Below are 23799 nucleotides of genomic sequence, written 5' to 3' on the forward strand. Positions count from 1 at the left end.
GCGCCATGTCTGCTTACCCCGTCTCCATCAAGGGCGTCCTGCACGCGCCCACCGGCGAGATCGTCCTGCTGCTCAATGAGCGCGAAGAATGGGAGTTGCCCGGCGGCCGTATTGAACTCGGCGAATCCCCCGTCGAATGCCTTGCACGTGAGATTGCTGAAGAGCTGAACCTGCAGGTGGAGGTGCGCGCTCCGATCGACACGTATCTGTTTGAAGTCGTACCGGGCAAGCATGTGTTCGTTGCCACGTATGCGTGCGCGCTGGCTGGTCCGTTTGAACCCATCGTCAGTCATGAGCACAAGCGCCTTGGGCTGTTTGCGCCCGACGCGTTGCCGGTGAATTTGCCGAAGGGCTATCGGGCATCGATTGCGGCGACGCTGGAGGCGTCGGTTTAGCCCGATGCGTGTGCTCTTCATCTGCAGCCGCAATCGGCTGCGTAGCCCGACGGCGGAAGTGGTCTTCGCCAAGTGGCCAAACGTCGAGACAGATTCGGCGGGCTTGGCTCCCGACGCAGACGTGCAACTCGATGCCGATCAGCTCGAGTGGGCTGAGGTGGTTTTTGTCATGGAACGCAGCCACCAGCGACGCCTGTCCCAACGGTTTGGTTCGCGGTTACGCGGCAAGCGCGTGGTGTGTCTGGATATTTCCGACGACTACGTGTTCATGCAGCCGGAACTCGTCACCTTGCTGGAGAAACGGGTTGGTCCGTATCTGCGCGGTTGATTGGTAAGCAAGCCGTTCAATCCTTGCCCCAACGCCAGCGCGGCGGCTCGCCCTTCCACCAGCAAACCAGCACCAGCAGCGCTGTCACGGCCAGCACGTACAACGCAAAGCTCGACTGCGTGCGGCCTGGGTGCAGCCCCACGATGCCCGCCACCAGCAGTACGGCATAGATGGCGAGCACCACCCAGCCCTGCCAACGCGAAGGCAAGCCCCATCCCCAGCCGTAGCGTTTGGCCGGGAACCAGTACTCGTTGGAATTGGTAGGCATCGTTGCCTGAGAGCACGTGTGCAAAGGACGCATGCCACTGTACTCCCAGGCAGAATCCGCGCAACAAACGCCAACAGCCAGCCGGTCAATTACCGCTGGCGGATGTCGTTTGCAGCAGAGAAGGGCGCGCTGAGCGCACCGAAGCGGCGGACAATGGCGCACAGGCCATCAACCGCATCTTGCTAGCTTCTGTATCGGGGAGTGGAGCGTTGGTTGAGTCCGGAAAGGCTTCCGGTACGCGCTAGGCGCTACAAACCAAGCTCGGCGGAACGGAGGTCGATTGACTTCACACCGCCAGCGGCAGCACCCGATTGGTGCTACCGAAACAATCGCGCGATCTTAGTAGAGCTTCTTCGGCAGCATTTGCGAACGCAGGCGTTTACGCGTACGCGACACGGCAGCAGCCTTCTTGCGCTTGCGCTCGGTCGTCGGCTTTTCGTAAGCGGTGCGGGCGCGCAGTTCCTTGATCAGGCCAGTGCGCTCGATTTCACGGCGGAAGCGGCGCAGCGCAACTTCGACCGGCTCGTTTTCTTTCAGACGGATGGTGGTCATCGGGTCCCTTGCTCAGTATTCGGGTGGACGGCGAAACAGCGGATTATATACCGCCCAGAGGGCGTGCAGTGTAGTTGAATCTGTTTACCGATGCAAGGCACTTCCGATTGTGGCGGAAAGGCCATTTCCTGCCGCAATTTTGTGCAGATGCGTGGCCTCGATACTACGCCATGGGGCGGCCAACCATCGGGATGCGCACAGAAGAGGAACGCCGCTTGCTCAGCGCGAGCATCCCTCCTGACTTCTATCGTGGAACGCGTTCCCAAGTCTGCGCCTGCGTTGGTTGCCACAAGCGCACCGCCCGCTGCCGAAGCGCTGCCCGAACGGCTGCGCTATGTGGACGACACGCGCCCGGGCTACACCCGGCGCCGGCTGCGCGGCCGCTTCGTCTATTTCGATACGCGCGGCGAGCGCATCCGCGATCCGGCGGTCATTGCGCGCATCAACAAACTGGCGATTCCGCCGGCCTATACCGACGTATGGATCTGCCCCCACGCGGGCGGCCATTTGCAGGCGACAGGGCGCGACGCGCGTGGGCGCAAGCAATATCGCTATCACGCCGACTGGCGCGCTTTTCGCGATGCCGACAAATACGGGCGGCTGCTGGCCTTCGGGGCAGCGCTGCCGCGCGTGCGTGAGGCGATCACCGCCCACCTGGCGGCGCCCGGCCTGTCGCGCGAGAAGATGCTGGCGACGGTGGTCTTTCTTCTGGACGTGACGCTAGTGCGCGTGGGCAACGCAGCGTATGCGCGCGACAACCGCTCATACGGGCTCACGACGCTGCGCAATCGCCACGTGGAGGTGCACGGCAACACTGTGCGTTTTCAGTTTCGCGGCAAGAGTGGCGTGGAGCACGACGTGTCGGTATCGGACCCGCGCCTGGCGCGCATCATTCGGCGCTGCGTCGATCTTCCGGGGCAGGAGTTGTTCCAGTACATCGACGAAGCGGGCGAACGCCGCGCAATTGATTCCACCGATGTAAATACATACTTACAAGAGATTACCGGCGCGGATTTCACGGCAAAGGACTACCGCACCTGGGCCGGCAGCGTGCTCGCGCTGGATCTGTTGCGCGGGCGCACCTCGGCGAGCGTTACCGAGGCGCGCCGGCAGGTGGTGGAAGCCATTGCTGCCGTGGCCCAACGCCTGGGAAACACGCCGGCCGTCTGTCGCAAGTGCTATGTTCATCCGGCCGTGGTGGACGCCTTCCTGGCCGGCGAGCTGGAAGCACTGCCCCCAACCCGCGCGCGCAAGGGTCTGCGACGCGAAGAAGTGGCCCTGCTTCGATTTCTCGAACACACTGCCGGCGCACAGGGCAAGGGCGAAAAAAAGCCCGCCTGAACAAGGCGGGCTTTCGAGCGAACAGACGCGAATTTACTTCGACTGCTGCGGCGTCATGTCCGGCGTGGCGGGTGCAACGCCCGGCGCAGCCGTCGGCTGAGCCTGCTGTGCGGCCACGGTGGTGCTGTGTTCCTGCAGACCGCCGCCCAACGCCGTGTACAGATCAATGGCGTTGGTCAGGCGCGCCAGGCGCGTCTGCACCAACGTCTGGTCGGCGCTGAACAGATCGCGCTGTGCGTCAAGCACGTCGAGGAAGCTCGACACGCCGTTGCGATAGCGCTGGTCAGACAGCGTCAGGCGATCGGCCGTCGCATCGCGGAAGCGCTTCTGCGCTGCCACCTGCTCTTCCAGCGTGCCGCGCGCCACGAGGGCGTCGGACACTTCGCGGAACGCGGTCTGGATCGTCTTCTCGTAGTTGGCAACCGCGATCTTCTGGTTGGTCTTGGTCAAGTCCAGGTTGAAGATGTTGGTGCCCCAGTTGAAGATCGGCAGCGTCAAGTTCGGCACGAACGACCACAGCCCCGTTCCGCTCTTGAAGAGATCGTGCAGCGCCGTGCTGGCCGTACCGATATTCGACGTCAGCCCAATGCTCGGGAAGAACGCCGCACGCGCCACGCCAATGTTGGCGTTGGCGGCAATCAGCTTCTGCTCGGCCTGACGAATATCGGGGCGCTGCTCCAGCAGCTCGGACGGCACACCGGGCGGAATGTCAGCGACGATCATTTCCGACGACACCGTGGTCGGCGCGGGCAGGTCGGCCGGCAAGGGAGCGCCGACCAGCACCACCAGGGCGTTGGTCGCCTGCGCGTACTGGCGCGTGAGCTGAGCCACCGACACGCGGGCCGACTCCACCAGCGTCTCGGTCTGGCGCAGGTCCAGCGCCGACGAAGCGCCGACGTCAAACCGCTGCTTGGCGAGCTTGTAGTAATCCTCGCGGCCCTTCAGGGTCTGCTGTGCCAGGTCCAGCTGCTCGGCGTAGGCGCGCTCGTTCAGGTAGGCCTTCGCCACTTGCGAGATCAGGCTGATCTGCGCGGCACGCCGGCCTTCGTCCGTCGCCAGATAGCTCGCACGCGCGGACGACGTAACGTCGCCCACGCTGAACAGGTTCACCTGGTAGTTGCTGATACCCACGCCAAGCTGGTACTGCTTGGTGTAGATGTCGCCGCCGGTGGACGAGATCGACGGCGGCGTATGGCTACGCGTGTACGTGGCAGATGCGTTGACCGGCGGCAGCAGGTCGGCGATCTGCAGGCGGTACTGCGCACGCGCCGCCTCGACGTTGAGCATGGCCACGCGCAGGTCGCGGTTGTTCTCAAGCGCAAGGCCAATCAGCTTTTGCAGGCGCGCATCGGGGAAGAACTCGCGCCAGCCCAGTTCGGTCGCGCGGGGCGCGTTCTCGCCGGGCTTGGCAGAGTCCGCCGGCACGGCATAGCCGGCCGGTGCCTGCGGATAGGTGCTCGTTACCGGAGCATCCGGGCGCTCGTACGTCGGCGCCAGCGAGCAGCCGGACAACACGCCGGCAGCCAGCAGGAGCGCCGGCAGCAGCGCAGGGGTTCGAAAGGTCATCGTTTTCTGCATGTTCAGATTTCCTCGTCCAGCGGACGGTGCGCGGCATCCAGACGGCGTTGACGCTCGCTGCCCTTGAAGATGCGGCGGACCACCACGAAGAACACAGGCACCAGCACCACGGCCAGCACCGTCGCGGTGATCATCCCGCCCATCACGCCGGTACCGATGGCGCGTTGGCTGGCAGAGCTGGCGCCGGTGGCAATCGCCAACGGCAGCACGCCAAGGATGAAGGCGAACGACGTCATGATGATCGGGCGGAACCGCAGGTGCACGGCTTCCAGCGTCGCCTCGATCAGGCCCTTGCCTTGCGCCTGCAAGTCCTTCGCAAACTCGATGATCAGAATTGCGTTCTTGGCGGACAAGCCCACCACCGCAATCAGGCCGACCTTGAAGTACACGTCATCGGGCATCGCGCGCAGCGTCACGCCCAGCAGTGCGCCAAGCACACCCAGCGGCACCACCAGAATCACAGCCGCCGGGATCGACCAACTTTCATACAGCGCCGCCAGCACCAGGAACACCGCCAGCAGCGACAGCGCATACAGCGCCGGCGCCTGCGAGCCCGAGGCCTTTTCCTGCAGCGACTGGCCCGTCCACTCGTAGCCGATACCGGCCGGCAGCTTGGCGGCCAGGCGTTCCATCTCGGCCATGGCGTCGCCCGAGCTGGCACCCGGCGCGGCCGCACCCGAAAGGCGAACAGCCGGATAGCCGTTGTAGCGCACGAGCTGCACCGGGCCGACGATCCAATGGCCCTTAGCGAACGTCGACATCGGCACCATGTTGCCCTGCGCGTTGCGCACGTACAGGTTCATGATGTCTTCGGGCTGCATGCGGTTGATCTTGTCCGCTTGGACGATCACACGCTGCTGACGACCGTAGTTCGGGAAGTCGTTGGCGTACGCCGAACCCAGCGCCGTCGACAGCACAGCGTTGATGTCGGTGAACGAGACACCCAGCGCGTTGGCCTTCTCGCGGTCGATATCCACCTGGTACTGCGGCGAATCTTCCAGACCTTCCGGGCGCATGCCAGTAATGATCTTGCTTTTCGCCGCCATCCCCATCAGTTGATTGCGAGCTGCCATCAGGGCGTCATGCCCCAGGCCAGCTCGATCCTGCAGACGGAAGGTAAAGCCGGTGGCATTGCCCAGTTCCGGAATCGGCGGCGGGTTCAGCGGGAACACAATCGCATCGCGAATACCACCGAACAGCGCACCAAAGGCACGGCCGGCCACGGCATCAGCGGTTTGATCCTTACCCTTGCGCTCACTCCAATCCTTGAACGGGGTGAATACGATACCGGCGTTCGGCCCGTTGCCCGAGAAGCTGAAACCCTGCACGGCCACGATGTTCTCGACCGCCTTTTCCTGCTTGTAGTAGTTCTCGACCTGCTTGATCACCTCCAACGTCCGGTTGGCCGATGCACCCGGCGGCAACTGGATATTGGTCACGATGTAGCCCTGGTCTTCGGTCGGCAGGAACGAAGACGGCAGGCGCAGGAACAGGAACACCACCGCAACGATCAATGCAGCGTAGATGACCATGTAGCGGAAGGTTTTCTTCAGCATGCGCTCCACGAAGCTTTGGTAGTGATTCGTGGTGGAGCTGAACATGCGGTTGAACCAGCCGAAGAAGCCCTTCTTCTCGTGGTGCGAACCCTTCTCGATCGGCTTGAGCAGCGTGGAGCACAGTGCTGGCGTGAGCGTCAGCGCCATGAGTGCCGAGAAGAAGATCGACGACACCATCGACAGCGAGAACTGGCGATAGATCGCGCCCACCGAGCCCGAGAAGAACGCCATCGGGATGAACACGGCCATCAGCACCAGCGTAATACCGATGATGGCGCCCGTGATCTGGCCCATGGCCTTGCGGGTCGCTTCGCGCGGGGGCAGGCCTTCTTCGGCCATGATCCGCTCGACGTTTTCCACCACCACGATGGCATCGTCAACGAGAATACCGATCGCCAGCACAAGGCCGAACATCGTCAGCACGTTGATCGAGAAGCCCATCGCGTTCATGACGGCAAACGCGCCCAGCAGCGAGATCGGCACCACGATCGACGGCACCAGCGTGTAGCGGATGTTCTGCAGGAACAGCAGCATCACCAGGAACACCAGCACCATGGCTTCGAACAGCGTCTTGACCACTTCCTCGATCGAGATCTGGACGAACTTGGAGGTGTCGTACGGCACCTTGTATTCCACGCCCGCCGGGAAGTACTTCGAGAGCTCTTCCAGCTTGGCCTTCACGGCCTTGGCCGTACCCAGAGCGTTACCCGTGGGCGAGAGCTGCACACCAATGGCCGAAATCGGCTGGCCGTTGATCCGCGCAGAGGTCGAGTAAGTCTGGCCGCCCAGTTCCAGGCGTGCAACGTCCTTCACGCGCACCAGCGAACCGTCAGGCTTGGCCACCAGCACGATGTTGCCGAACTGCTCAGTGGTCGTGAGTTGGCCTTCCACCACGACCGTGGCCGCGAGAGGCTGATCGGAGACCGACGGCAGATCGCCGATCGTACCGGCCGAGACCAATGCGTTCTGTGCGCGGATGGCGTTGTAGACATCCGTGGGCGTCAGCTTGTAGCCGACCAGCTTGGCCGGATCGATCCAGACGCGCATGGCGCGTTCCGTACCGAACAGGATGGCCTGACCCACACCCGGCACGCGCTTGATTTCATTCAGCACGTTGCGTGAGATGTAGTCACCCAGTGCGACCGGGTCCATCTTGCCGTCGGTGGATGCCAGCGTGGCAAACAGCAGGAAGTTCGCGCGGGCCTTGTCGACCTGCACGCCCTGCTGCGTCACAGCAGAAGGCAACCGGGCTTCCACGCGCTTCAAGCGGTTCTGCACGTCCACCTGCGCCAGTGCCGGATCAGTGCCGGCCTTGAACGTCACGGTGATCTGCGCCTGGCCGTTACCACCCTGGCTGACCGACTCCATATAGAGCAGGCCGTCCGCACCGTTCATTTCCTGCTCGATGATGCTGGTGACGGATTCGTCCAGCGTCTTCGCATTGGCGCCCGGATACGTTGCCGTGATGATGACGGACGGCGGCGCGATGGTCGGGTACTGCGAGATCGGCAGCTGGGTGATCGAGATCGCCCCAGCAAGGATGATGAACAGCGCGAGCACCCAGGCAAAGACCGGGCGATCGATAAAAAACTTTGCCATGCGATGGCTCCTTGTTTACTGCTTGGCTGCCGGTGCGCTGGCAGCGGGAGTGCTTGCAGCAGGGGCGCTGGCCGACGATGCGGGTGCGGCGCCGCTACCCTGGCCGCCCTGACCTTGCGGGCCCTTGCCCTGGCCTGCCGACATCGGCTGCCACGGCACAGCCTTGACCGGTGCGCCCGGATGAACCTTCTGCAGGCCGTCGACGATCACCTTGTCGCCTGCCTTCAGGCCGCTGGCGACGATCCATTCCGTACCGGTCGAGCGATCGGCCTGGACCTGGCGCACTGCAGCCATGCCCTTCTCGTCGACCACCATGACCGAGGCGCCGTCCGGGCTGCGCGTCACCGCTTGTTGCGGCACCGTGATCGCCTGCTCGTCGACGGCCTGCTCCAGGCGGGCGCGTACGTACATGCCCGGCAGCAGCGTACGATCGGCGTTCGGAACAATTGCGCGCAACGTGATCGTGCCCGTGGCCGGGTCCACTGTCAGGTCGGAGAAGTACAGCTTGCCCGACTGTGCATAGGCACGGCCGTCTTCCGTCACGAGCGTGACCTTGGCTGCATCACCGCCGGCCTTGGCCAGCTTGCCGTCCTTGAGCGCTTGCTGCAGACGCATCACTTCGGTGCTCGACTGCGTGAAGGTCAGGTAGATCGGGTCGATCTGCTGCACAGTCGTCAGCAGCGTCGCCTCGCCCTGGCCCACCAGCGCGCCTTCGGTGACCTGCGCCAGACCAGCACGCCCGGAGATGGGCGAAGTCACGCTGGCGTAGCCGACGTTCAGCTTGGCGGTTTCCACGGCAGCACGGGCGGCGGCCACGTCAGCGGTGGCTTGCTTGGCGGCGGCGGTGGCGTCGTCGTAGTCCTGCTTGCTGATGGCGTTGGTGGCAACCAGCGGCTTGTAGCGTTCAGCCTTCAGTTGCGCCTGCGTTTGCGTGGCTTCCGAGCGCGCAAGCTGTGCCTTGGCGCTGTCGAGCGACGCCTGATACTGCGCCGGATCGATCTGGAACAACTGCTGGCCGGCCTTCACGTCGCTGCCTTCGGCGTAGGTGCGCTTAAGTACGATGCCCGCGACCCGTGCGCGCACCTGTGCCACACGCGTGGCCTCCAGGCGGCCCGGCAACTCGCTGGTCAGACCAACGGAGTGCGGCTGCACGGTCACAACGCCGACTTCGGTCGGAGGCATGCCGGCGCCGCCCGGCCCTTGTGCCTGCTTGTTGCCGCAGGCTGCAAGTGCCACCACCGTGAATGCGGCGGCAGCGAGTTGGTGATAACGGCGGGTGTTCGTCATAGATGACCCCATGTGGCGATAAGCGGAATGCCGGGTGCCGCCACGCCGCGCAAACGAGTGCGACGCCGGCAAACCGTCAGCGAAACCAAAAAACACAAAACGAAAACGTCCGATGCTAGCTGCATCTCGCGGCATGCGATATGGCCTTTGCGACGAACTCGCAACAACTGGGACCAGAATGCTAAGACGCGGGAGCGATCGGCAGTCGATCTCCGACTGGCTGCCGACAGACAGAAGTCGGCTCCAGACCACGTACCCGGGATTGGATGTGGCGCATACGGCCATGGGCAAGCGACGGAGTGCGCGCTATTATAGATACGTTCGCGTATGTATGTAAGTGACGCCGTTACGAATAGGGACTCCGTTGACACCTTTCCGGAGTTCGTAGCAATGACGGCGATCAAGCGAACGTGCGGCAAATACCGCGCTGCGACAAGCATTGTCAGCCAACGGACCCGCTGCCGCGTTGTGCGAAGCGCAATAGTGCGTTGCCTGGAATTGTGCATTGCACAAAAGCCAATCGAAAGAACGTCGACTCAGGTGATACGGCGTTCCTCTGGAAGATCATGGTTAGACGAACGAAGGAAGAAGCACTGGAAACACGTAACCGCATCCTGGATGCGGCGGAAGACGTGTTCTATGCGCGCGGCGTGGCACGCACATCGTTATCGGATATCGCGCAGGCCGCGGGCGTGACGCGCGGCGCCATCTACTGGCACTTCCGTAATAAGACCGATGTTTTTGCCGCCATGTGCGAGCGCGTGAAACTGCCCATGGAGACCATGGGCACCCCGTTCGGGGTGGAAGCCGACGATCCGCTGGGGGAATTGCGCACCGTAGGCAACTTCGTGCTGCGGCAACTCGTGGAAGATGCGCACTGGCGCAAGGTCTTCGAGATCATGTTCAACAAGTGCGAGTTCGTGGAAGACACCAGCCCCATCCTCAAGCGCCAACAAGAATCATTTGAGGAAGGCATGACCCACCTGACGAGCATCATCGAGCAGGCAACACGGCGCGGGCAGTTGCCGGCCGACCTCGACATCCCGCTGGCCGTGGCCCATTTTCATGCCACGTTCAACGGCATCATGGGCGATTACCTCTTCTACCCGGACGCTTCCAGCCTCGCCACCAAGCGCGAGCGCCTACTGGATGCGTGCATCGACACCCTCAAATACGCGCCGTCGCTGCGGCTGGAGCCGGCCGCGGCCGCGGCCGCCCATACCGGGGCGTCGGCATGAACACGCCCGTGTTCGACCAGATGGTCTTTGCCGGCGGCGGCAACCGCTGCTGGTGGCAGGCCGGCTGGTGGGATGTCGTGCAGCCCGAACTGGGCTTGGCGCCGCGCGTGATTGCCGGCATCTCGGCCGGCGCATCGACGGCGTGCATGCTGCATGCCTGGAATTCTGCCGAGCTGATGGATTACTACGGCGAAGCCCTGCGCCAAAACACCCGCAACGCCCATTGGGGCAACCTGTTGCGCGGCGAGCGCGTGTTTCCGCATTACGGCATGTACCGCACGGCGCTGCTGACGGTGTTCGGCGAGGGCCGCTTCGGGCGGCTGGCGCAGGCGCCCGAGATCCGCATCGGCGTGGCGCATATCCCGCGCTGGCTAGGCGCACGGTCGGCGGTGGCGGCGGGGCTGATTGCCTACAACATCGAAAAGCACGTCCGCAAGACCCTGCACCCGACGCTGGGCAAGCGCCTCGGCTTCACGCCAGAAATCGTGCGCGCGCAGGATTGCGCCACCCCGGAAGACTTGGCGGACCTGTTGCTGCAATCGGCATCCACGCCGCCGTTCACGCCGGTGCTGCGGCGCGCGGGGCGGCCAGTACTCGACGGCGGCATGGTCGACAACGTGCCCGTGCACGCGCTGGACGCCACGCCCGGCGACGCGCTGGTGCTGGTCACGCGCCTGTACCCGCGTCCGACGTATTTCCGCATGGATGTGCCCGTGGCCGACGGCGTGCAGCGCCGCTTTTACGTGCAGCCCTCGCGCAAGGTTCCCATTTCAAGCTGGGATTACACCCGCCCGGGCGCTATGCGCGACGCCTATGCGCTCGGCCGTCATGACGGCGAAACCTTCCTGCGCGAACTTCCACGCGGGTTCGCCACGGCGGCGGCTGCGTAACCACCTCCTCTAAGACAGGCGGCGGGCGCGCCGCTTGCTGCACATGGCGCGCCCGCCGGCGTGCCACCAAGGTCGTCCGGCCGATGCTTCTTCGACGGACACCTCATGCCCGCAAACCCTGCACATGCGTTTGACCTGATCGTGATCGGCGCCGGTTCGGCCGGGCTCGCGGCTGCGCGCCGGTCTGCGCAACTGGGGGCACGCACGCTGCTGATCGACCGCGCGCAAGTGGGCGGCACCTGCGTCAACCGCGGGTGCGTGCCCAAGAAGCTGCTTGGCTACGGCGCCGCCTGGTCGCAGACCGTGGCGCGATGCCTGCGCACCGCCAACGCCGCCGACGCCTGGGCCGATGCCATCGCTCGCACGCGCGCCGAAGTCGCACGGCTGCACGAAGCGCATTTCGCCCACCTTGCCAATGCCGGCGTGCAGTGGTTGAGCGGCACGGCCTCGCTGCGCGGCCGCGGCATCGTCCGCCTGCAAGCCGATACCGGCAAGACCACGTTGCGGGCACGCCAGATCGTGCTCGCCGCCGGCGCCCGCCCCATGCCGCTTCCCGTACCCGGCGCGGAACTGGCCTGCACCTCTGACGACGTGTTTGACTGGGACACGCTCCCCGCATCGCTCATCATCGCGGGCGGCGGCGTCATCGCGGTGGAGATGGCGTCCACGCTGGCACGCTTTGGCGTGCGGGTTACGGTGCTGACGCGCGATGCGCGTGTGCTGCCTGTATTCGACGTCACGGTGGCCGAGGCCGCTGCGCAGTCGCTGGCCGGCTGCGGCGTCGAGCTGATCCTGAACGCCGACGTCGTCCGCGTCGAACGCGATGCTGTGAACGGCGGCGGCGTGGCCGTCTACGCGAGCACCGAAGGCAGCGATGTTCCGCGCGTGCTGCGTGCCCAGCGTGTGTTGAGCGCCATCGGCCGCGCGCCGAACATCGCGGGCCTCGGCCTGGACGCGGCCGGCGTCACGCTCGACGCACACGGACGCGTCGCGGTCGATCGCCATTTCCGCACGCGCGCCCGCGGCGTGCATGCCGTGGGCGACATTTGTGGCGGCAGCCCGCTGCAATTGACGCCCGTGGCCGCAGCGCAGGGCCGCTACGTGGCTGAACGCTTATTCGGCAAAGGCACCAAGCTGCCCGACATGAACACCGTGCCGATGGCCGTGTTCTGCGATCCGGCGATCGCCAGCGTAGGCCTGACCGAGACTGACGCGCGCACGCGCTGGCCTGAATTGAGCAAACGCGGGCCGGACACCGACAAACGCGCGTTGGCAGATCGGATCGACGTGGTGGTACGCCGCTTCGTCTCGTTGGAGCAGCGTTTTGCAGGCTCGGGCATGGAATCGCTGATCAAGCTGGTGTGCAATGCGCGCAGTGGACGCGTGCTGGGCGCGCACATCGTCGACAACGCCGCGCCGGAGATCATCCAGGCGTTGGCGGTGGCCGTGCGCATGGGCGTCCGGCTCAAGCACCTGCATACAACCGTCGGCCTGCACCCAACCGTGGCAGAGGAAATGCTGAGCATGTAAGCGCACTCGTTCAATTTTCCTGATCCCGACCTGCAAATCCATGCACGTTGCTGGTGCTATGTCGGCGCAGAATAGTAAATATATTCTTCAGGAAATTTGACATGCTTCCCGTGCTTTATCTGTCCCATGGGTCGCCCATGTTGGCGGCCGATCCGGGCCCTGTCGGCAAGCTGCTGGCGGCGCTCGGGCAAGAGATGATCGCCCTCAAGCCGCGCGCCATCGTCGTGGTTTCGCCGCATTGGATGACGCGTCGGCCGACCGTAACCGCCCGCGCCCAGCAGGAAGCGTGGCACGACTTCGGCGGCTTCCCGCCACAGCTCTACGCCTTGGAATACGCCCCGCCCGGCGCGCCGGACTTGGCCGAGCGCATCCGTGCGCTGATCGACGGCAACATCGTCCCGGGGCTGGAAGAACAGGCCTCCACTGTGCTGGACCCGCGCCAGCCCCTGGACCACGGCGCCTGGATGCCCCTGATGCTGATGTTTCCCGAGGCGAAGATTCCCGTGGTGCAGGTGTCGTTGATGCCTGGCCTGTCACCGGCTTGCCAGATGGCGATGGGGCGCACGCTCGCGCCGCTGCGCGATGAAGGCGTGCTGATCGTCGGCTCCGGCAGCTTCACACACAACTTGCGCGCGCTGATGCGCGGCCCCGGCATGGCCCAGCATGGCGTGCCGGCCGAGCCTTGGGTGACGGCGTTCCGCGAGTGGATGATCGAGTCAATGACCGAGGGCATCCGCAGCGGCGATTTCACCCAGTTCTGCGATTACCGCGCGCAAGCCCCGAACGCCGCTCACGCCCACCCGACCGACGAACACCTCATGCCGCTGTACGTGGCATTGGGCGCCGCCATGGGCCAGCTGAGCCAAGCCACGCCGGGCGGCGTGCAGGCTCAGCACGTGGTCGATACGGTGACGTACGGATCGCTGGCGATGGACAGCTTCCGCTTCGATGGCGCTGGCGCCAACCAACCGCAGCTGCGTGCCGCGGCTTGATTGACGAAAAACGACGTAAAGAACGCTGGCGTTATGCGCGGATCAGCGCGGGCGCCAGCGCCGTCGGATTGACCACGCTATCGACGTTGCCCTGCAGGACATCGAGGATGTTCTGGAACGCGATGCTGAAGTAGAGCTCGTAGCCCTCGCGCTCGACATAGCCGATGTGCGGCGTGCAGATGCAGTTCTCCATGCGCAGCAGGGTGTGGCCCTGCAGGATGGGCTCCGTTTCAAACACGTCGATGGCGGCCATGCCCGGGCGCCCGCGATTGAGCGACGTCACCAGGCCATTTTCTTCCACCAATTCAGCGCGGCTCGTGTTGACGAAGAGGGCGGTCGGCTTCATGCGCGTGAGGTCGGCCACGGTCACGATGCCGCGCGTTTCGTCGTTCAGCCGCAGGTGAACGGACAGCACGTCGGACTGCTCGAACAGCGCATCTTTCGATTCCGCAACGGCAAAACCATCAGCGCGCGCGCGCTCCTGCGATCCCTCGCGGCCCCACACCAGCACATTCATGCCGAAAGCGCGCCCGTAACCGGCCACGAGCTGACCGATCTTGCCGTAGCCAAAGATGCCCAGCGTCTGGCCCTTCAGGACGCGGCCGATGCCAAAGTTGGGCGGCATCGTGGTGGATTTCAGTCCCGACTGCTGCCACGCGCCGTGCTTGAGGCTCGCCACGTATTGCGGAATGCGGCGCTGCGCGGCCATCACGAGCGCCCAGGTCAGTTCAGCCGGCGCCACTGGCGAGCCCTTGCCCTCCAGCACCACCACCCCCTTGTCGGTACAGGCATCCAGGTCGATATGGCTGCCCGAATCGCGCGATACGCGGCCAGTCTGGCTGATGATCTTGAGTTTGGGCAGGCGGTCCAGCAACTGACGCGTCACACGCGTGCGCTCCCGGATCAGCACGATGGCTTCAACGTCCGCCACACGTGCGGCCAATTGACCCACACCCTTGACGGTGTTGTTGAATACTTTGACTTCGTGGTCCTGCATCAGGCTGAAGCAATCCAGCTTGCGAACAGCGTCTTGGTAGTCGTCCAGTACGGCAATCTTCATCGACATCTCACTTCGAACAATGGTGCGCAGCAAAAAACAGCGATCCCTCGCGGTGGTATTCTTCCCATCCCTCGTCGCACGACAATCTGTGTCGACGTTCGGAATTGCCCGCCGCGGGCACGCAATTTGCGCAGCCCCGCTGGTGACGAGTCCTTGTTCTAGGGTCTGTTGACCTCGGTCCCGCCACTTTAGCGCACGCGGCCCCCGCTGCCCGGAAAAACCCACCTTCCGTCAGCGCACCGCTTTGTAACTGAATGTGAAATCAGCACGGCTCCCGTCCCTCCGCCTGCCTCACCTCTCCCTCTGGAAATCGCTGATCCGGCCTGCCCATGAGGTGCCGTCGATCGCTTTCCACCCTGCCGCTGGACGCGGCCACCGTGCTGATCCGCCATCGATTTCTTTCTCACTTCCATTGGAGTTTTGGTCATGAATCAACCCGTGATGCAGGGCGTGCCCGCATTGAACGTGCCCGATTACGTGAAACACCCGCGCCTGATCGCGTGGGTGGGCGAGGTAGCAGCACTCACCAAGCCGGAGCGCATTGTCTGGTGCGATGGTTCGCAAGAGGAATACGACCGCCTGTGCGCCGAAATGGTGGCCGCCGGGACGATGAAGCAGCTCAACCCGGCCAAGCGCAAGAACTCGTACCTGGCGCTGTCGGACCCGTCGGACGTGGCGCGCGTGGAAGACCGCACTTTCATCTGCTCGCAGAAGAAGGAAGACGCTGGCCCCACCAACAACTGGACGGCCCCGGCCGAGATGCGCCAGACGCTGAACGGCCTGTTTGACGGCAGCATGCGCGGCCGCACGCTCTACGTCGTGCCGTTCTCGATGGGCCCGCTGGGCTCGCCGATCGCGCACATCGGCGTGGAGCTGTCGGACAGCCCGTACGTGGCCGTCAACATGCGCATCATGACCCGCATGGGCCGCGCCGTGTATGACGTGCTGGGCAGCGACGGCGATTTCGTACCGTGCGTTCACACCGTCGGCAAGCCGCTCGCCGCCGGCGAGAAGGACGTGCCGTGGCCGTGCAACCCGACCAAGTACATCGTGCATTTCCCGGAAACGCGCGAAATCTGGTCGTTCGGTTCGGGCTACGGCGGCAACGCGCTGCTGGGCAAGAAATGCTTCGCGCTGCGGATTGCCTCCACCATGGGCCGCGACCAGGGCTGGCTGGCCGAGCACATGCTGATCCTGGGCGTGACGTCGCCGGAAGGCAAGACGTATCACGTGGCGGCGGCCTTCCCGTCGGCCTGCGGCAAGACCAACTTTGCGATGCTGATTCCGCCGGCCGGCCTAAATGGCTGGAAGGTCACGACCATCGGCGACGACATCGCCTGGATCAAGCCCCGCAAGGACGCCACCGGCAAGACCCGCCTGTACGCCATCAACCCGGAAGCCGGCTACTTTGGCGTGGCCCCGGGCACCAGCGAGAAGACCAACTTCAACGCGATGGCTACGCTCAAAGAAAACGTCATCTTCACCAACGTGGCCCTCACGGATGACGGCGATGTGTGGTGGGAAGGCATGACCGACACGCCGCCGGCCCACCTGATCGACTGGCAAGGCCAGGATTGGACGCCCGAGACCGCCAAGGAAACCGGCCGCAAGGCAGCGCATCCGAACGCGCGTTTCACGGCGCCGGCAGCACAATGCCCCTCGATCGATCCGGAATGGGACAACCCGGCAGGCGTACCCATTGATGCGTTCATCTTCGGCGGCCGCCGCTCGACCACCGTGCCGCTCGTGACCGAAGCGCGCGACTGGACGGAAGGCGTATATATGGCTGCCACGATGGGCTCCGAAACCACCGCCGCCGCCGCAGGCCAGCAAGGCGTGGTGCGCCGCGACCCGTTCGCCATGTTGCCGTTCTGCGGCTACAACATGGCCGACTACTTCGCCCACTGGCTCAACGTCGGCGAGAAGCTTGCCGAGAGCGGCGCCACGCTGCCGAAGATCTTCTGCGTGAACTGGTTCCGCAAGGACGAAAACGGCAAGTTCGTGTGGCCGGGCTTTGGCGAAAACATGCGCGTGCTCAAATGGATGATCGATCGCATCGAAGGTCAGGTGCAGGGCGATGAACACGTCTTTGGCGTATCGCCGCGCTACGAAGAACTGAGCTGGGACGGCCTGGACTTCACGGCCGAGCAGTTCGCCAAGGTGATCTCGCTGGACGCGGACGCCTGGAAGCAGGAACTGGCGCTGCACGACGAGCTGTTCACGAAACTGGCGCACGGCCTGCCGCAAGCGCTGCCCGACGCAAAGACCCGCCTGGAAGAACGCCTCGAGGGCTAACGCCCGCCGCCTTTTTGGCATCAGGACAGGAAGCCCGCCTTGCGCGGGCTTTTTTCGTCCATCCGCAGAAGGTTGCCCAAACAATGAGCAGTAATCCTAAAGTTTTAAATCGCGCGAATTACCCCCTCCAACAAAACAGATCAATTGATTTTTAGGGAATCGAATTGTTTTGTAAAAAATACCGACACACACATGAGATCGATCATTATGCCGGCACGAGCATAATCGCCATGCATTTATGCCGGACCCGAATCATTGCACGCATAGCATCAGCCAAGAACGTTGCCTGGCATAGCTTTATGAAGAATGCATGTCAACCGCGCCACCCCAATGCGTGTCGAATTGAATGAATTTCCAAATTTTAAAATTCCTGCGTGACGAATCCCTACGGGATTCTTATAATCCGGCAAAACGGAATCCCTTTTCTCTGAGCCAGAGGGGGGGGTCATGACTAGAGGAAACGGGAAAGGGCTAACAAGCCTTATGCCAACGGAGGTGGGGAATCCCTACTTCACCGGCGCTCGGGGGGGCGCCGGCTCGGATTGCGCGCAGGCAAGGCCGCAAACTGTGCAAACGATTGCATGGTTCGGCATGCCGCAGCAGGCACCGAGGGGTTTGCAGACCTTTCTCAGGACCACCCTGGACACCACCCAGGAGGCTCCGCTGGCGATCGTCGACGGGAACAGCAGCATGACGATCTGCGCAAGGCCGACGGCCGGGCAACAGCACCCGCAAGAAACGACATGCGAGCACACGCGCAACTGCCCGCATGGCACTCATAACAACGCGCACCGCAGACAGCAGAGCGCAGCCGCGAGGCTGCTCGCCGGAGTGTGTCGGCTGGTTAGACGGGAGGTATCACAAAGTGGGTATTCAGATCTTGCTGGTCGAACAAGACCAGGCAGAGGGGGAGCGTCTGTCGTTTTCCCTGCGTGATGGTGGACACGAGGTACAACGGGTCAGCCATCCGGGCCAGGCGCAGGCAGCCATCCTGGCGGCCATGCCTGAGTTGCTCCTGATGGAGTGGACGTGGCCCGAGCGCGAGTCGATCGACATGCTGCTGGCGTTGCGCGCCAACATGCAGACGCGCGGCCTGCCGGTCATCGTGCTGTCCCGTCATGGCGATGCGCGTGCCAAGATTGCCGCACTCGACGCCGGTGCCGACGACTACGTCGTCAAGCCGTGCGACACGGGCGAGCTGCACGCCCGCATTCGCGCCGTACTGCGCCGCCGCGCGCCGCATCAGCATGGCGACGACATCCTCCAGGTCAACGGCCTGCGCCTCGATCCGCTCACGCTGGGCGTGACTGCGCAAACCGAAACCGGTCCGCGCGCCATTCCGCTCAGCCCGCTGGAATTCCGCCTGCTGCACTTTCTCGTCGCGCACCCGCAACGCGTGCACTCGCGCACGCAACTGCTGGACCGCGTATGGGGCAACCATGTATTCGTGGGTGAGCGCACAGTGGATGTGCATGTGCGCAAGCTGCGCGTAGCGCTGGCCGGCACGCCCTGCGATGGCCTGATCCAGACCGTGCGCGGTGGCGGTTATCGCCTCGTGGTGGGCACCAGCGGCGCAACGGCGGCGCATGCTGCCGAAGCGATTGGCATGCAACTGGAAGTGGCAACTCGCAAGGCGGAGCTGCCGGCATACGGCCGCGTCCCCACGACGCGCTCGCTTGGCCCCGCTCAGTTGGGCGCCTGACGAGCCTGTCCGCCAGAGCAGACCGCCGCTTGCGCATTGCGCAGCGGCGGTTTTCTTTTATATCTGCGCTTGGCGATGCGCGCCGTAGCCTGGGCAGATCAACGCACGTAACCCTTATGCCTGCGCGTCAACGCTGGCTTTCGCGCCAGCGTTTGAGCCAGCCGAGCCCTTCGCTCGTACCGGCACGCGGCCGATATTCGCAGCCGACCCAGCCGTCATAGCCGAGCGCATCCAACAACGCGAAGAGGTGCGGATAGTTCAGCTCGCCTTCGTCCGGTTCGTGGCGATCCGGCACGCCGGCAATCTGCACGTGGCCCACGCCATCGACGTACTGCTTGAGCTTGACCGACAGATCGCCCTCCATGATCTGCGCGTGGTACAGGTCGAACTGCACCTTGACGTTGGTCGCGCCGACTTCCTTGCATACCGCATGCGCCTGTGCCTGTTGCGTGAGGAAGAAGCCCGGCATGTCGCGCGTGTTGATGGGTTCGAGCACGATGGTGACGCCCGCGCCGGCAGCCTCGCGCGCAGCGTGGGCGATGTTGCTCACGTAGGTGCCGTGATGGCGCGCGCGGTCTGCACCGGCGGGCAGCAGCCCGGCCATCACGTGCAGGCGCGTGTTGCCGAGCACCTGCGCATACTCCAGCGCTGTCGCAATGCCGCGCTTGAATTCATCCTCGCGACCGGGCAGCGAAGCGATGCCTCGCTCGCCGCCAGCCCAGTCGCCCGGCGGGGCATTGAACAGCGCTTGCGTGAGGCCGGCGCCGTCAAGGCGGGCACGGATATCCGCCTTGTCGAAGTCGTAGGGAAATAGAAACTCAACGCCCTCGAACCCATCTTTTGCCGCAGCGGCAAAGCGGTCGAGGAACGCGTGCTCCTGGTACATCATGGAAAGGTTGGCGGCAAAGCGGGGCATGACAGACCTCTGGATACGATTGCTTATTTATTGACCAACTTCGACGGCGTACGCAACACGGCGATGCAGCCGAGCACCAGCACGCCCGCCAACGCATACATGCCGGTGGATGTGCTGCCCGTCATGTCCTTGAGCGCACCGATCATATAGGGGCTCACGAAGCCGGCCAAGTTGCCGACCGAGTTGATGGCGGCAATGCCGGCAGCGGCAGCCGTGCCCTGCAGGAAGGCCGTCGGCAGGGACCAGAACAACGGCGCACACGTCAGCACACCCGCAGCGGCCAATGACAGGAACACGATCGACAAGGCCACGTTATGCCCGGCCGTCGCCACCACGGCAAAACCGACTGCGCCCATCAGCGCCGGCACAACCAGGTGCCAGCGACGCTCACGTCGTGCATCGGCACTGCGGCCGATCAGCACCATGGTGATCGCCGCACATACGTACGGAATCGCGGAGAGCACGCCCACCATGAAGGTGTCTGTCACACCGGCGTTCTTCACCAGCGTCGGCATCCAGAACGTCAAGCCGTATTGGCCCATGACGAAGGCGAAGTAGATCAGGCTCATCATCCACACACGCGGGTCGGAGAACACCTTGCCGATGCCTTGGTGCTCGGTCTTGCCTTTGTTGTCTGCAGCAATGTTGGCTTCAAGAATCTGCTTCTCGTCTTCCGACAACCACTTGGCCTTGCGGATGCTGTCATCGAACTTCCACAGCACCAGCAGGCCGACCAGCACAGCGGGAATGGCTTCGATCACGAACATCCACTGCCAGCCCTGCCAGCCCTGCCAGCCGCCGCCGGCGCCCGTCCCGTGAAACGCGCTCATGATCCAGCCCGACAGCGGATTGCCGAAAATGCCCGAGATGGGGATGGCCGCCATGAACATCGCGACAATGCGCGCACGGCGATGCGACGGATACCAGTACGTCAGGTACAGGATGACGCCGGGGTAGAAGCCCGCTTCGGCCAAACCCAGCAGGAACCGCATCACGTAGAACTGCGTCGGCGTCTGCACGAATGCGAATGCGCCCGAGATCAAACCCCACGTGATCATGATTCGCGCGATCCAGATGCGCGCGCCGATCTTGTTCATCAACAGGTTGCTCGGCACCTCGAAGAGGAAGTAACCGATGAAGAAGATGCCGGCGCCGAGCCCGTAGACCGTCTCGGAAAAATTCAGCGCCTGCGACATCTGCAGCTTCGCAAATCCAACGTTCACGCGATCGAGATACGCGACCACGTAGCACAGCATGATGAGCGGGACGATGCGGCGCGATACGCGCGCATAGACGCTGTCCTCTTTTGAAACGGCGTGCGAAGGCAACGCCGCCGTGGTGGCGGTCGAAGTGTTCATGTGGTCTCCGGTCTTGGTTTTATGTGGGCCGTGCAGCGGGCGCTACCAGCGGGCCCCGAACGTCTGGCGCAGTTCGTCGATCTGCGCGTCGGACAGCGGCGCGGGCTTGGGTTCGGTCATCAACCAAAGCCGTGCGGTTTCCTCTAGTTCTTCCAGCGCATACGCTGCGTTCGACACCGAGCTGTGCCACACCACGGGGCCCAATCGATCGAGCAGTACGGCCCGCACGTCATTGGCCAGTGACGCAATCTGCGCAGCCACATCCGGATGGCCTGGACGCCGATACGTGATAAGCGGCACATGGCCGACCTTCATCACGTAATACGGCGTGATCGGCGGCAGCACATCGGCCTTCTGCCAGACGCCGGCAAGCGTGAGCGCCACGAGATGTGTCGAATGCGTGTGCACCACGGCATGCGCGTCGGCATTGCGGTCGTAGATACCGCGATGCAATGCGAGCGTCTTCGACGGTTTGTCGCCGCCGACCCACTCGCCCGTCGCCAGCACCTTGGCGATGCGCGCCGGGTCCAGCGTGCCGAGGCAGGCATCGGTGGGCGTGATGAGCCAGCCGTCGGGCAGGCGAGCACTGATGTTGCCTGCCGTGCCGACGGTGTAACCCCGCGCATACAGGCTCTGGCCGACGCGCGCGATCTCTTCGCGCAGCGCATTTTCATTCGTTGCGGTCATGCGACCGGCTCCGTCGTTGCGTGCGCTAGTTGCGCAAGCGCCTTCTCAAAGAAATCCACCGTCCCGAAGTTGCCGGACTTCAATGCCAGCGCAACCGGGTCGTTGTCGATGGTGGCTGTCCAGGGCACGCCCGGATCGATCTGCGGGCCGATGCGGAGCGCACGCACGTCAAGCGCCTGCACCACGGCGCCCGATGTCTCACCGCCGGCCACCACGAAGCGGCGCACGCCGTCAGCATGCAGCGTGCGGGCGATGCGGCCCAGTGCGTCTTCAACCAGCTTGCCGGCGCGTTCCACACCCAGCGTTTGCTGCACGTGGGCCACTTGCTCGGGCGCGCTGGTCGCGTACACCAGCACCGTTTGCCCGGCATGGCGATGTACGAAATCGAGCGCGTCGACCACCGCCGGTTTGCCTTCAGCCAGCGCCAGCGGATCAATCTGGAACGCAGGGCGCGATGCACGCCAGTGCGCTACCTGGGCATTCGTCGCGCGCGAGCAGCTGCCCGACAATACGATCGCTGAATCGGCCACCGCTGGCAGTTGGGCCGCGTTGCCATGTTCGGTGATCAGCCCTGCGCGGCGGTATTGCGCAGGCAAGCCAAGCGCCAGGCCCGAGCCACCTGTGAGCAGCGGCAGGTCGGCAAACGCCTCGCCCAGCACGATCAGGTCATCGTTGGAAATGGCATCGGCAATCGCCAGCCTCACACCGTCGGCGCGCAGTTGCTGGGTCTGATCGCGCGCAGCCTGGGCGCCGCGCATGATGGTGTCGTAACGCAGCAGGCCGACCTTGCCCGCGCTCTGGCGCGCGAGCACCGACACGAGGTTCGGATCGCGCATCGGCGTGAGCGGATGGTGCTCCATGCCCGACGCATTGAGCAGCACGTCGCCCACGAACAGATGACCACGGAAGATCGTGCGGCCGTTCTCGGGAAACGCAGGGCAGGCCAATGTGAAATCGGCGCCCAGTTCAACCATCAACGCCTCGGCCACGGGGCCGATGTTGCCTGCGTCAGTGGAATCGAAGGTAGAACAGTATTTGAAGAAGAAGCGCGAGCAGCCTTGCGCGCGCAGCCAATGCAGTGCATTCAGCGACTGCGCCACGGCATCGGCCGCCGGAATCGTGCGCGACTTGAGCGCGACGACGATGGCATCGGCATCCGCAGCGATGCCCTCGCCGCCTGCCTGCGGCACACCGATGGTCTGCACCGTGCGCATGCCGGCGCGCACGAGCATGTTGGCAAGGTCGGTTGCACCGGTGAAGTCGTCGGCGATGCAACCGAGCACGGGGCGGGAGGTCTGCGCAACGTTCATTTCGATTGGCCCTCCGGCAACGTGATGCCGGGGAAGATTTTGATGACGGCCGAATCGTCTTCCCGGGCGTAGCCGGCGGTGGATGCCTGCATAAACATCTGGTGCGCGGTAGCCGCCAGCGGCAGCGGAAACTTGCTCGCGCGCGCGGTATCGAGCACGAGGCCCAAGTCTTTGACGAAGATGTCGACGGCGGACAACGGCGTGTAGTCGCCGGCCAGCACGTGGGCCATGCGGTTTTCGAACATCCAGCTGTTGCCCGCGCTATGGGTGATGACTTCGTACAGCGCATCCGCTGCCACGCCTTCGCGCAGGCCCAGGGCCATGGCTTCGGCGGCGGCGGCAATGTGCACGCCGGCCAGCAACTGGTTGATGATCTTGACCTTGCTGCCCGCGCCAGCCTTGTCGCCCAGGCGATAGACCTTGCCGGCCATGGCGTCGAGCACATGGCCCGCCGCCGCATACGCCTCGGGCGTGGCCGACGTCATCATCGTCATCTGGCCCGAAGCGGCCTTGGCAGCGCCGCCCGAAATCGGGCCGTCCACATACAGGATGCCCTGCTGCGCGAGGCGTGCCTCCAGCGCAATCGACCAGTTCGGGTCGACCGTGGAACACATGACGAACGTGCTGCCCGGTCGCATGGCGGCCGCTGCACCTGCCTCTCCGAACAGCACGGCCTCGGTCTGCGCGGCGTTGACCACCACCGAGACCACCACATCCCCACCAGCGGCAACCTCCGCCGGCGTTGCGCAGGCCACACCGCCTTCCTTGGCGAAATCCGCTGCGGCACCCGGGCGCGCGTCGCAGGCATGCACGGTGTAGCCGTGATTGCGCAGGGTCTTGGCAATGCCCAGGCCCATGGCGCCGAGTCCGATCACGCCGACCTTCCGATCAGCCATCGATTGCGTCATGAATGACTC

20 protein-coding genes are annotated in these 23799 nt (G+C 64.1%); 9 read left to right on the forward strand and 11 right to left on the reverse strand.

What is annotated here, in order from left to right:
- Positions 1–5 precede the first annotated feature (5 nt).
- Together NG898_RS09445 and NG898_RS09450 are read left to right on the forward strand one after the other, a co-directional pair.
- Positions 6–395, forward strand: a complete 390-nt coding sequence (locus NG898_RS09445) for an NUDIX hydrolase (RefSeq protein WP_252692075.1) — start codon at positions 6–8, stop codon at positions 393–395.
- A 4-nt stretch (positions 396–399) separates the two neighbouring features.
- Positions 400–723 carry a low molecular weight protein tyrosine phosphatase family protein gene (locus NG898_RS09450; RefSeq protein ID WP_252692076.1) on the forward strand — a complete coding sequence of 108 codons (324 nt, stop codon included), beginning with the start codon at positions 400–402 and terminating at the stop codon, positions 721–723.
- A 16-nt stretch (positions 724–739) separates the two neighbouring features.
- Here NG898_RS09450 and NG898_RS09455 read toward each other — a convergent pair whose 3' ends face one another.
- Both NG898_RS09455 and rpsU read right to left on the reverse strand, forming a co-directional pair.
- A complete protein-coding gene (locus NG898_RS09455) occupies positions 740–991 on the reverse strand; it encodes a hypothetical protein (RefSeq protein ID WP_252692077.1) in 252 nt (83 codons plus the stop codon).
- A 339-nt stretch (positions 992–1330) separates the two neighbouring features.
- Positions 1331–1543 carry a 30S ribosomal protein S21 gene (gene rpsU, locus NG898_RS09460; RefSeq protein ID WP_003262970.1) on the reverse strand — a complete coding sequence of 71 codons (213 nt, stop codon included), beginning with the start codon at positions 1541–1543 and terminating at the stop codon, positions 1331–1333.
- A 249-nt stretch (positions 1544–1792) separates the two neighbouring features.
- Here rpsU and NG898_RS09465 point away from each other — a divergent pair, with 249 nt between their 5' ends.
- Positions 1793–2884, forward strand: coding sequence for a DNA topoisomerase IB (locus NG898_RS09465; RefSeq protein WP_252692078.1), 1092 nt, complete (start codon positions 1793–1795; stop codon positions 2882–2884).
- Positions 2885–2917: 33 nt separating this feature from the next.
- Here the strand turns inward: NG898_RS09465 and NG898_RS09470 are convergent, their stop codons facing one another.
- Genes NG898_RS09470 through NG898_RS09480 form a run of 3 tightly spaced genes read right to left on the reverse strand, consistent with a single transcriptional unit; the run spans position 2918 to position 8904 of the window.
- On the reverse strand, positions 2918–4462 hold the full coding sequence (locus NG898_RS09470; RefSeq protein WP_252692079.1) for an efflux transporter outer membrane subunit: 1545 nt from the start codon (positions 4460–4462) through the stop codon (positions 2918–2920).
- A 2-nt stretch (positions 4463–4464) separates the two neighbouring features.
- Positions 4465–7617 carry an efflux RND transporter permease subunit gene (locus NG898_RS09475; RefSeq protein ID WP_252692080.1) on the reverse strand — a complete coding sequence of 1051 codons (3153 nt, stop codon included), beginning with the start codon at positions 7615–7617 and terminating at the stop codon, positions 4465–4467.
- A gap of 15 nt (positions 7618–7632) precedes the next feature.
- The gene (locus NG898_RS09480) at positions 7633–8904 is read right to left on the reverse strand and encodes an efflux RND transporter periplasmic adaptor subunit (protein ID WP_252692081.1); all 1272 of its coding nucleotides are present in this window, start codon (positions 8902–8904) and stop codon (positions 7633–7635) included.
- A 566-nt stretch (positions 8905–9470) separates the two neighbouring features.
- Between NG898_RS09480 and NG898_RS09485 the strand changes: the two genes are divergently transcribed.
- The 4 genes from NG898_RS09485 to NG898_RS09500 all read left to right on the forward strand — a co-directional run bounded on the left by NG898_RS09485 (position 9471) and on the right by NG898_RS09500 (position 13554).
- Positions 9471–10142: a TetR family transcriptional regulator gene (locus tag NG898_RS09485; RefSeq protein ID WP_252692082.1), complete on the forward strand. Its 672-nt coding sequence runs from the start codon at positions 9471–9473 to the stop codon at positions 10140–10142.
- Positions 10139–11032, forward strand: coding sequence for a patatin-like phospholipase family protein (locus tag NG898_RS09490; RefSeq protein ID WP_252692083.1), 894 nt, complete (start codon positions 10139–10141; stop codon positions 11030–11032). Before NG898_RS09485 ends, NG898_RS09490 begins: the two co-directional genes overlap by 4 nt.
- A gap of 105 nt (positions 11033–11137) precedes the next feature.
- Positions 11138–12562: a dihydrolipoyl dehydrogenase family protein gene (locus tag NG898_RS09495; RefSeq protein WP_252692084.1), complete on the forward strand. Its 1425-nt coding sequence runs from the start codon at positions 11138–11140 to the stop codon at positions 12560–12562.
- A 101-nt stretch (positions 12563–12663) separates the two neighbouring features.
- The gene (locus NG898_RS09500; RefSeq protein WP_252692085.1) at positions 12664–13554 is read left to right on the forward strand and encodes a DODA-type extradiol aromatic ring-opening family dioxygenase; all 891 of its coding nucleotides are present in this window, start codon (positions 12664–12666) and stop codon (positions 13552–13554) included.
- A 31-nt stretch (positions 13555–13585) separates the two neighbouring features.
- On the opposite strand, the gene NG898_RS09505 is transcribed toward NG898_RS09500, so the two are convergent.
- Complete coding sequence (locus NG898_RS09505; protein ID WP_252692086.1) at positions 13586–14614, reverse strand: D-2-hydroxyacid dehydrogenase family protein; 1029 nt, start codon at positions 14612–14614, stop codon at positions 13586–13588.
- Positions 14615–15040: 426 nt separating this feature from the next.
- Between NG898_RS09505 and NG898_RS09510 the strand changes: the two genes are divergently transcribed.
- Both NG898_RS09510 and NG898_RS09515 read left to right on the forward strand, forming a co-directional pair.
- Positions 15041–16909 carry a phosphoenolpyruvate carboxykinase (GTP) gene (locus NG898_RS09510; protein WP_252692087.1) on the forward strand — a complete coding sequence of 623 codons (1869 nt, stop codon included), beginning with the start codon at positions 15041–15043 and terminating at the stop codon, positions 16907–16909.
- 865 nt (positions 16910–17774) lie between these two features.
- Entirely contained in the window at positions 17775–18611 is an 837-nt protein-coding gene (locus NG898_RS09515; protein WP_252692088.1) for a winged helix-turn-helix domain-containing protein, read from the forward strand.
- Between the two features lie 127 nt (positions 18612–18738).
- Here the strand turns inward: NG898_RS09515 and otnI are convergent, their stop codons facing one another.
- From otnI to ltnD, 5 genes are read right to left on the reverse strand one after another with little or no spacing between them, the layout of a single operon-like run.
- Positions 18739–19527: a 2-oxo-tetronate isomerase gene (gene otnI / locus NG898_RS09520; protein ID WP_252692089.1), complete on the reverse strand. Its 789-nt coding sequence runs from the start codon at positions 19525–19527 to the stop codon at positions 18739–18741.
- A 23-nt stretch (positions 19528–19550) separates the two neighbouring features.
- The gene (locus NG898_RS09525) at positions 19551–20885 is read right to left on the reverse strand and encodes an MFS transporter (protein WP_252692090.1); all 1335 of its coding nucleotides are present in this window, start codon (positions 20883–20885) and stop codon (positions 19551–19553) included.
- Between the two features lie 42 nt (positions 20886–20927).
- Positions 20928–21572 (reverse strand): 3-oxo-tetronate 4-phosphate decarboxylase, encoded by a 645-nt coding sequence (gene otnC / locus NG898_RS09530; RefSeq protein ID WP_252692091.1) that lies wholly within the window; start codon positions 21570–21572, stop codon positions 20928–20930.
- Positions 21569–22882, reverse strand: a complete 1314-nt coding sequence (gene otnK, locus NG898_RS09535) for a 3-oxo-tetronate kinase (RefSeq protein ID WP_252692092.1) — start codon at positions 22880–22882, stop codon at positions 21569–21571. Before otnK ends, otnC begins: the two co-directional genes overlap by 4 nt.
- On the reverse strand, positions 22879–23790 hold the full coding sequence (ltnD, locus tag NG898_RS09540) for an L-threonate dehydrogenase (protein WP_252692093.1): 912 nt from the start codon (positions 23788–23790) through the stop codon (positions 22879–22881). Before ltnD ends, otnK begins: the two co-directional genes overlap by 4 nt.
- Positions 23791–23799 lie beyond the last annotated feature (9 nt).

The organism is Ralstonia mojiangensis, from assembly GCF_023955645.1.
In the GTDB taxonomy this organism is placed as follows: domain Bacteria; phylum Pseudomonadota; class Gammaproteobacteria; order Burkholderiales; family Burkholderiaceae; genus Ralstonia; species Ralstonia mojiangensis.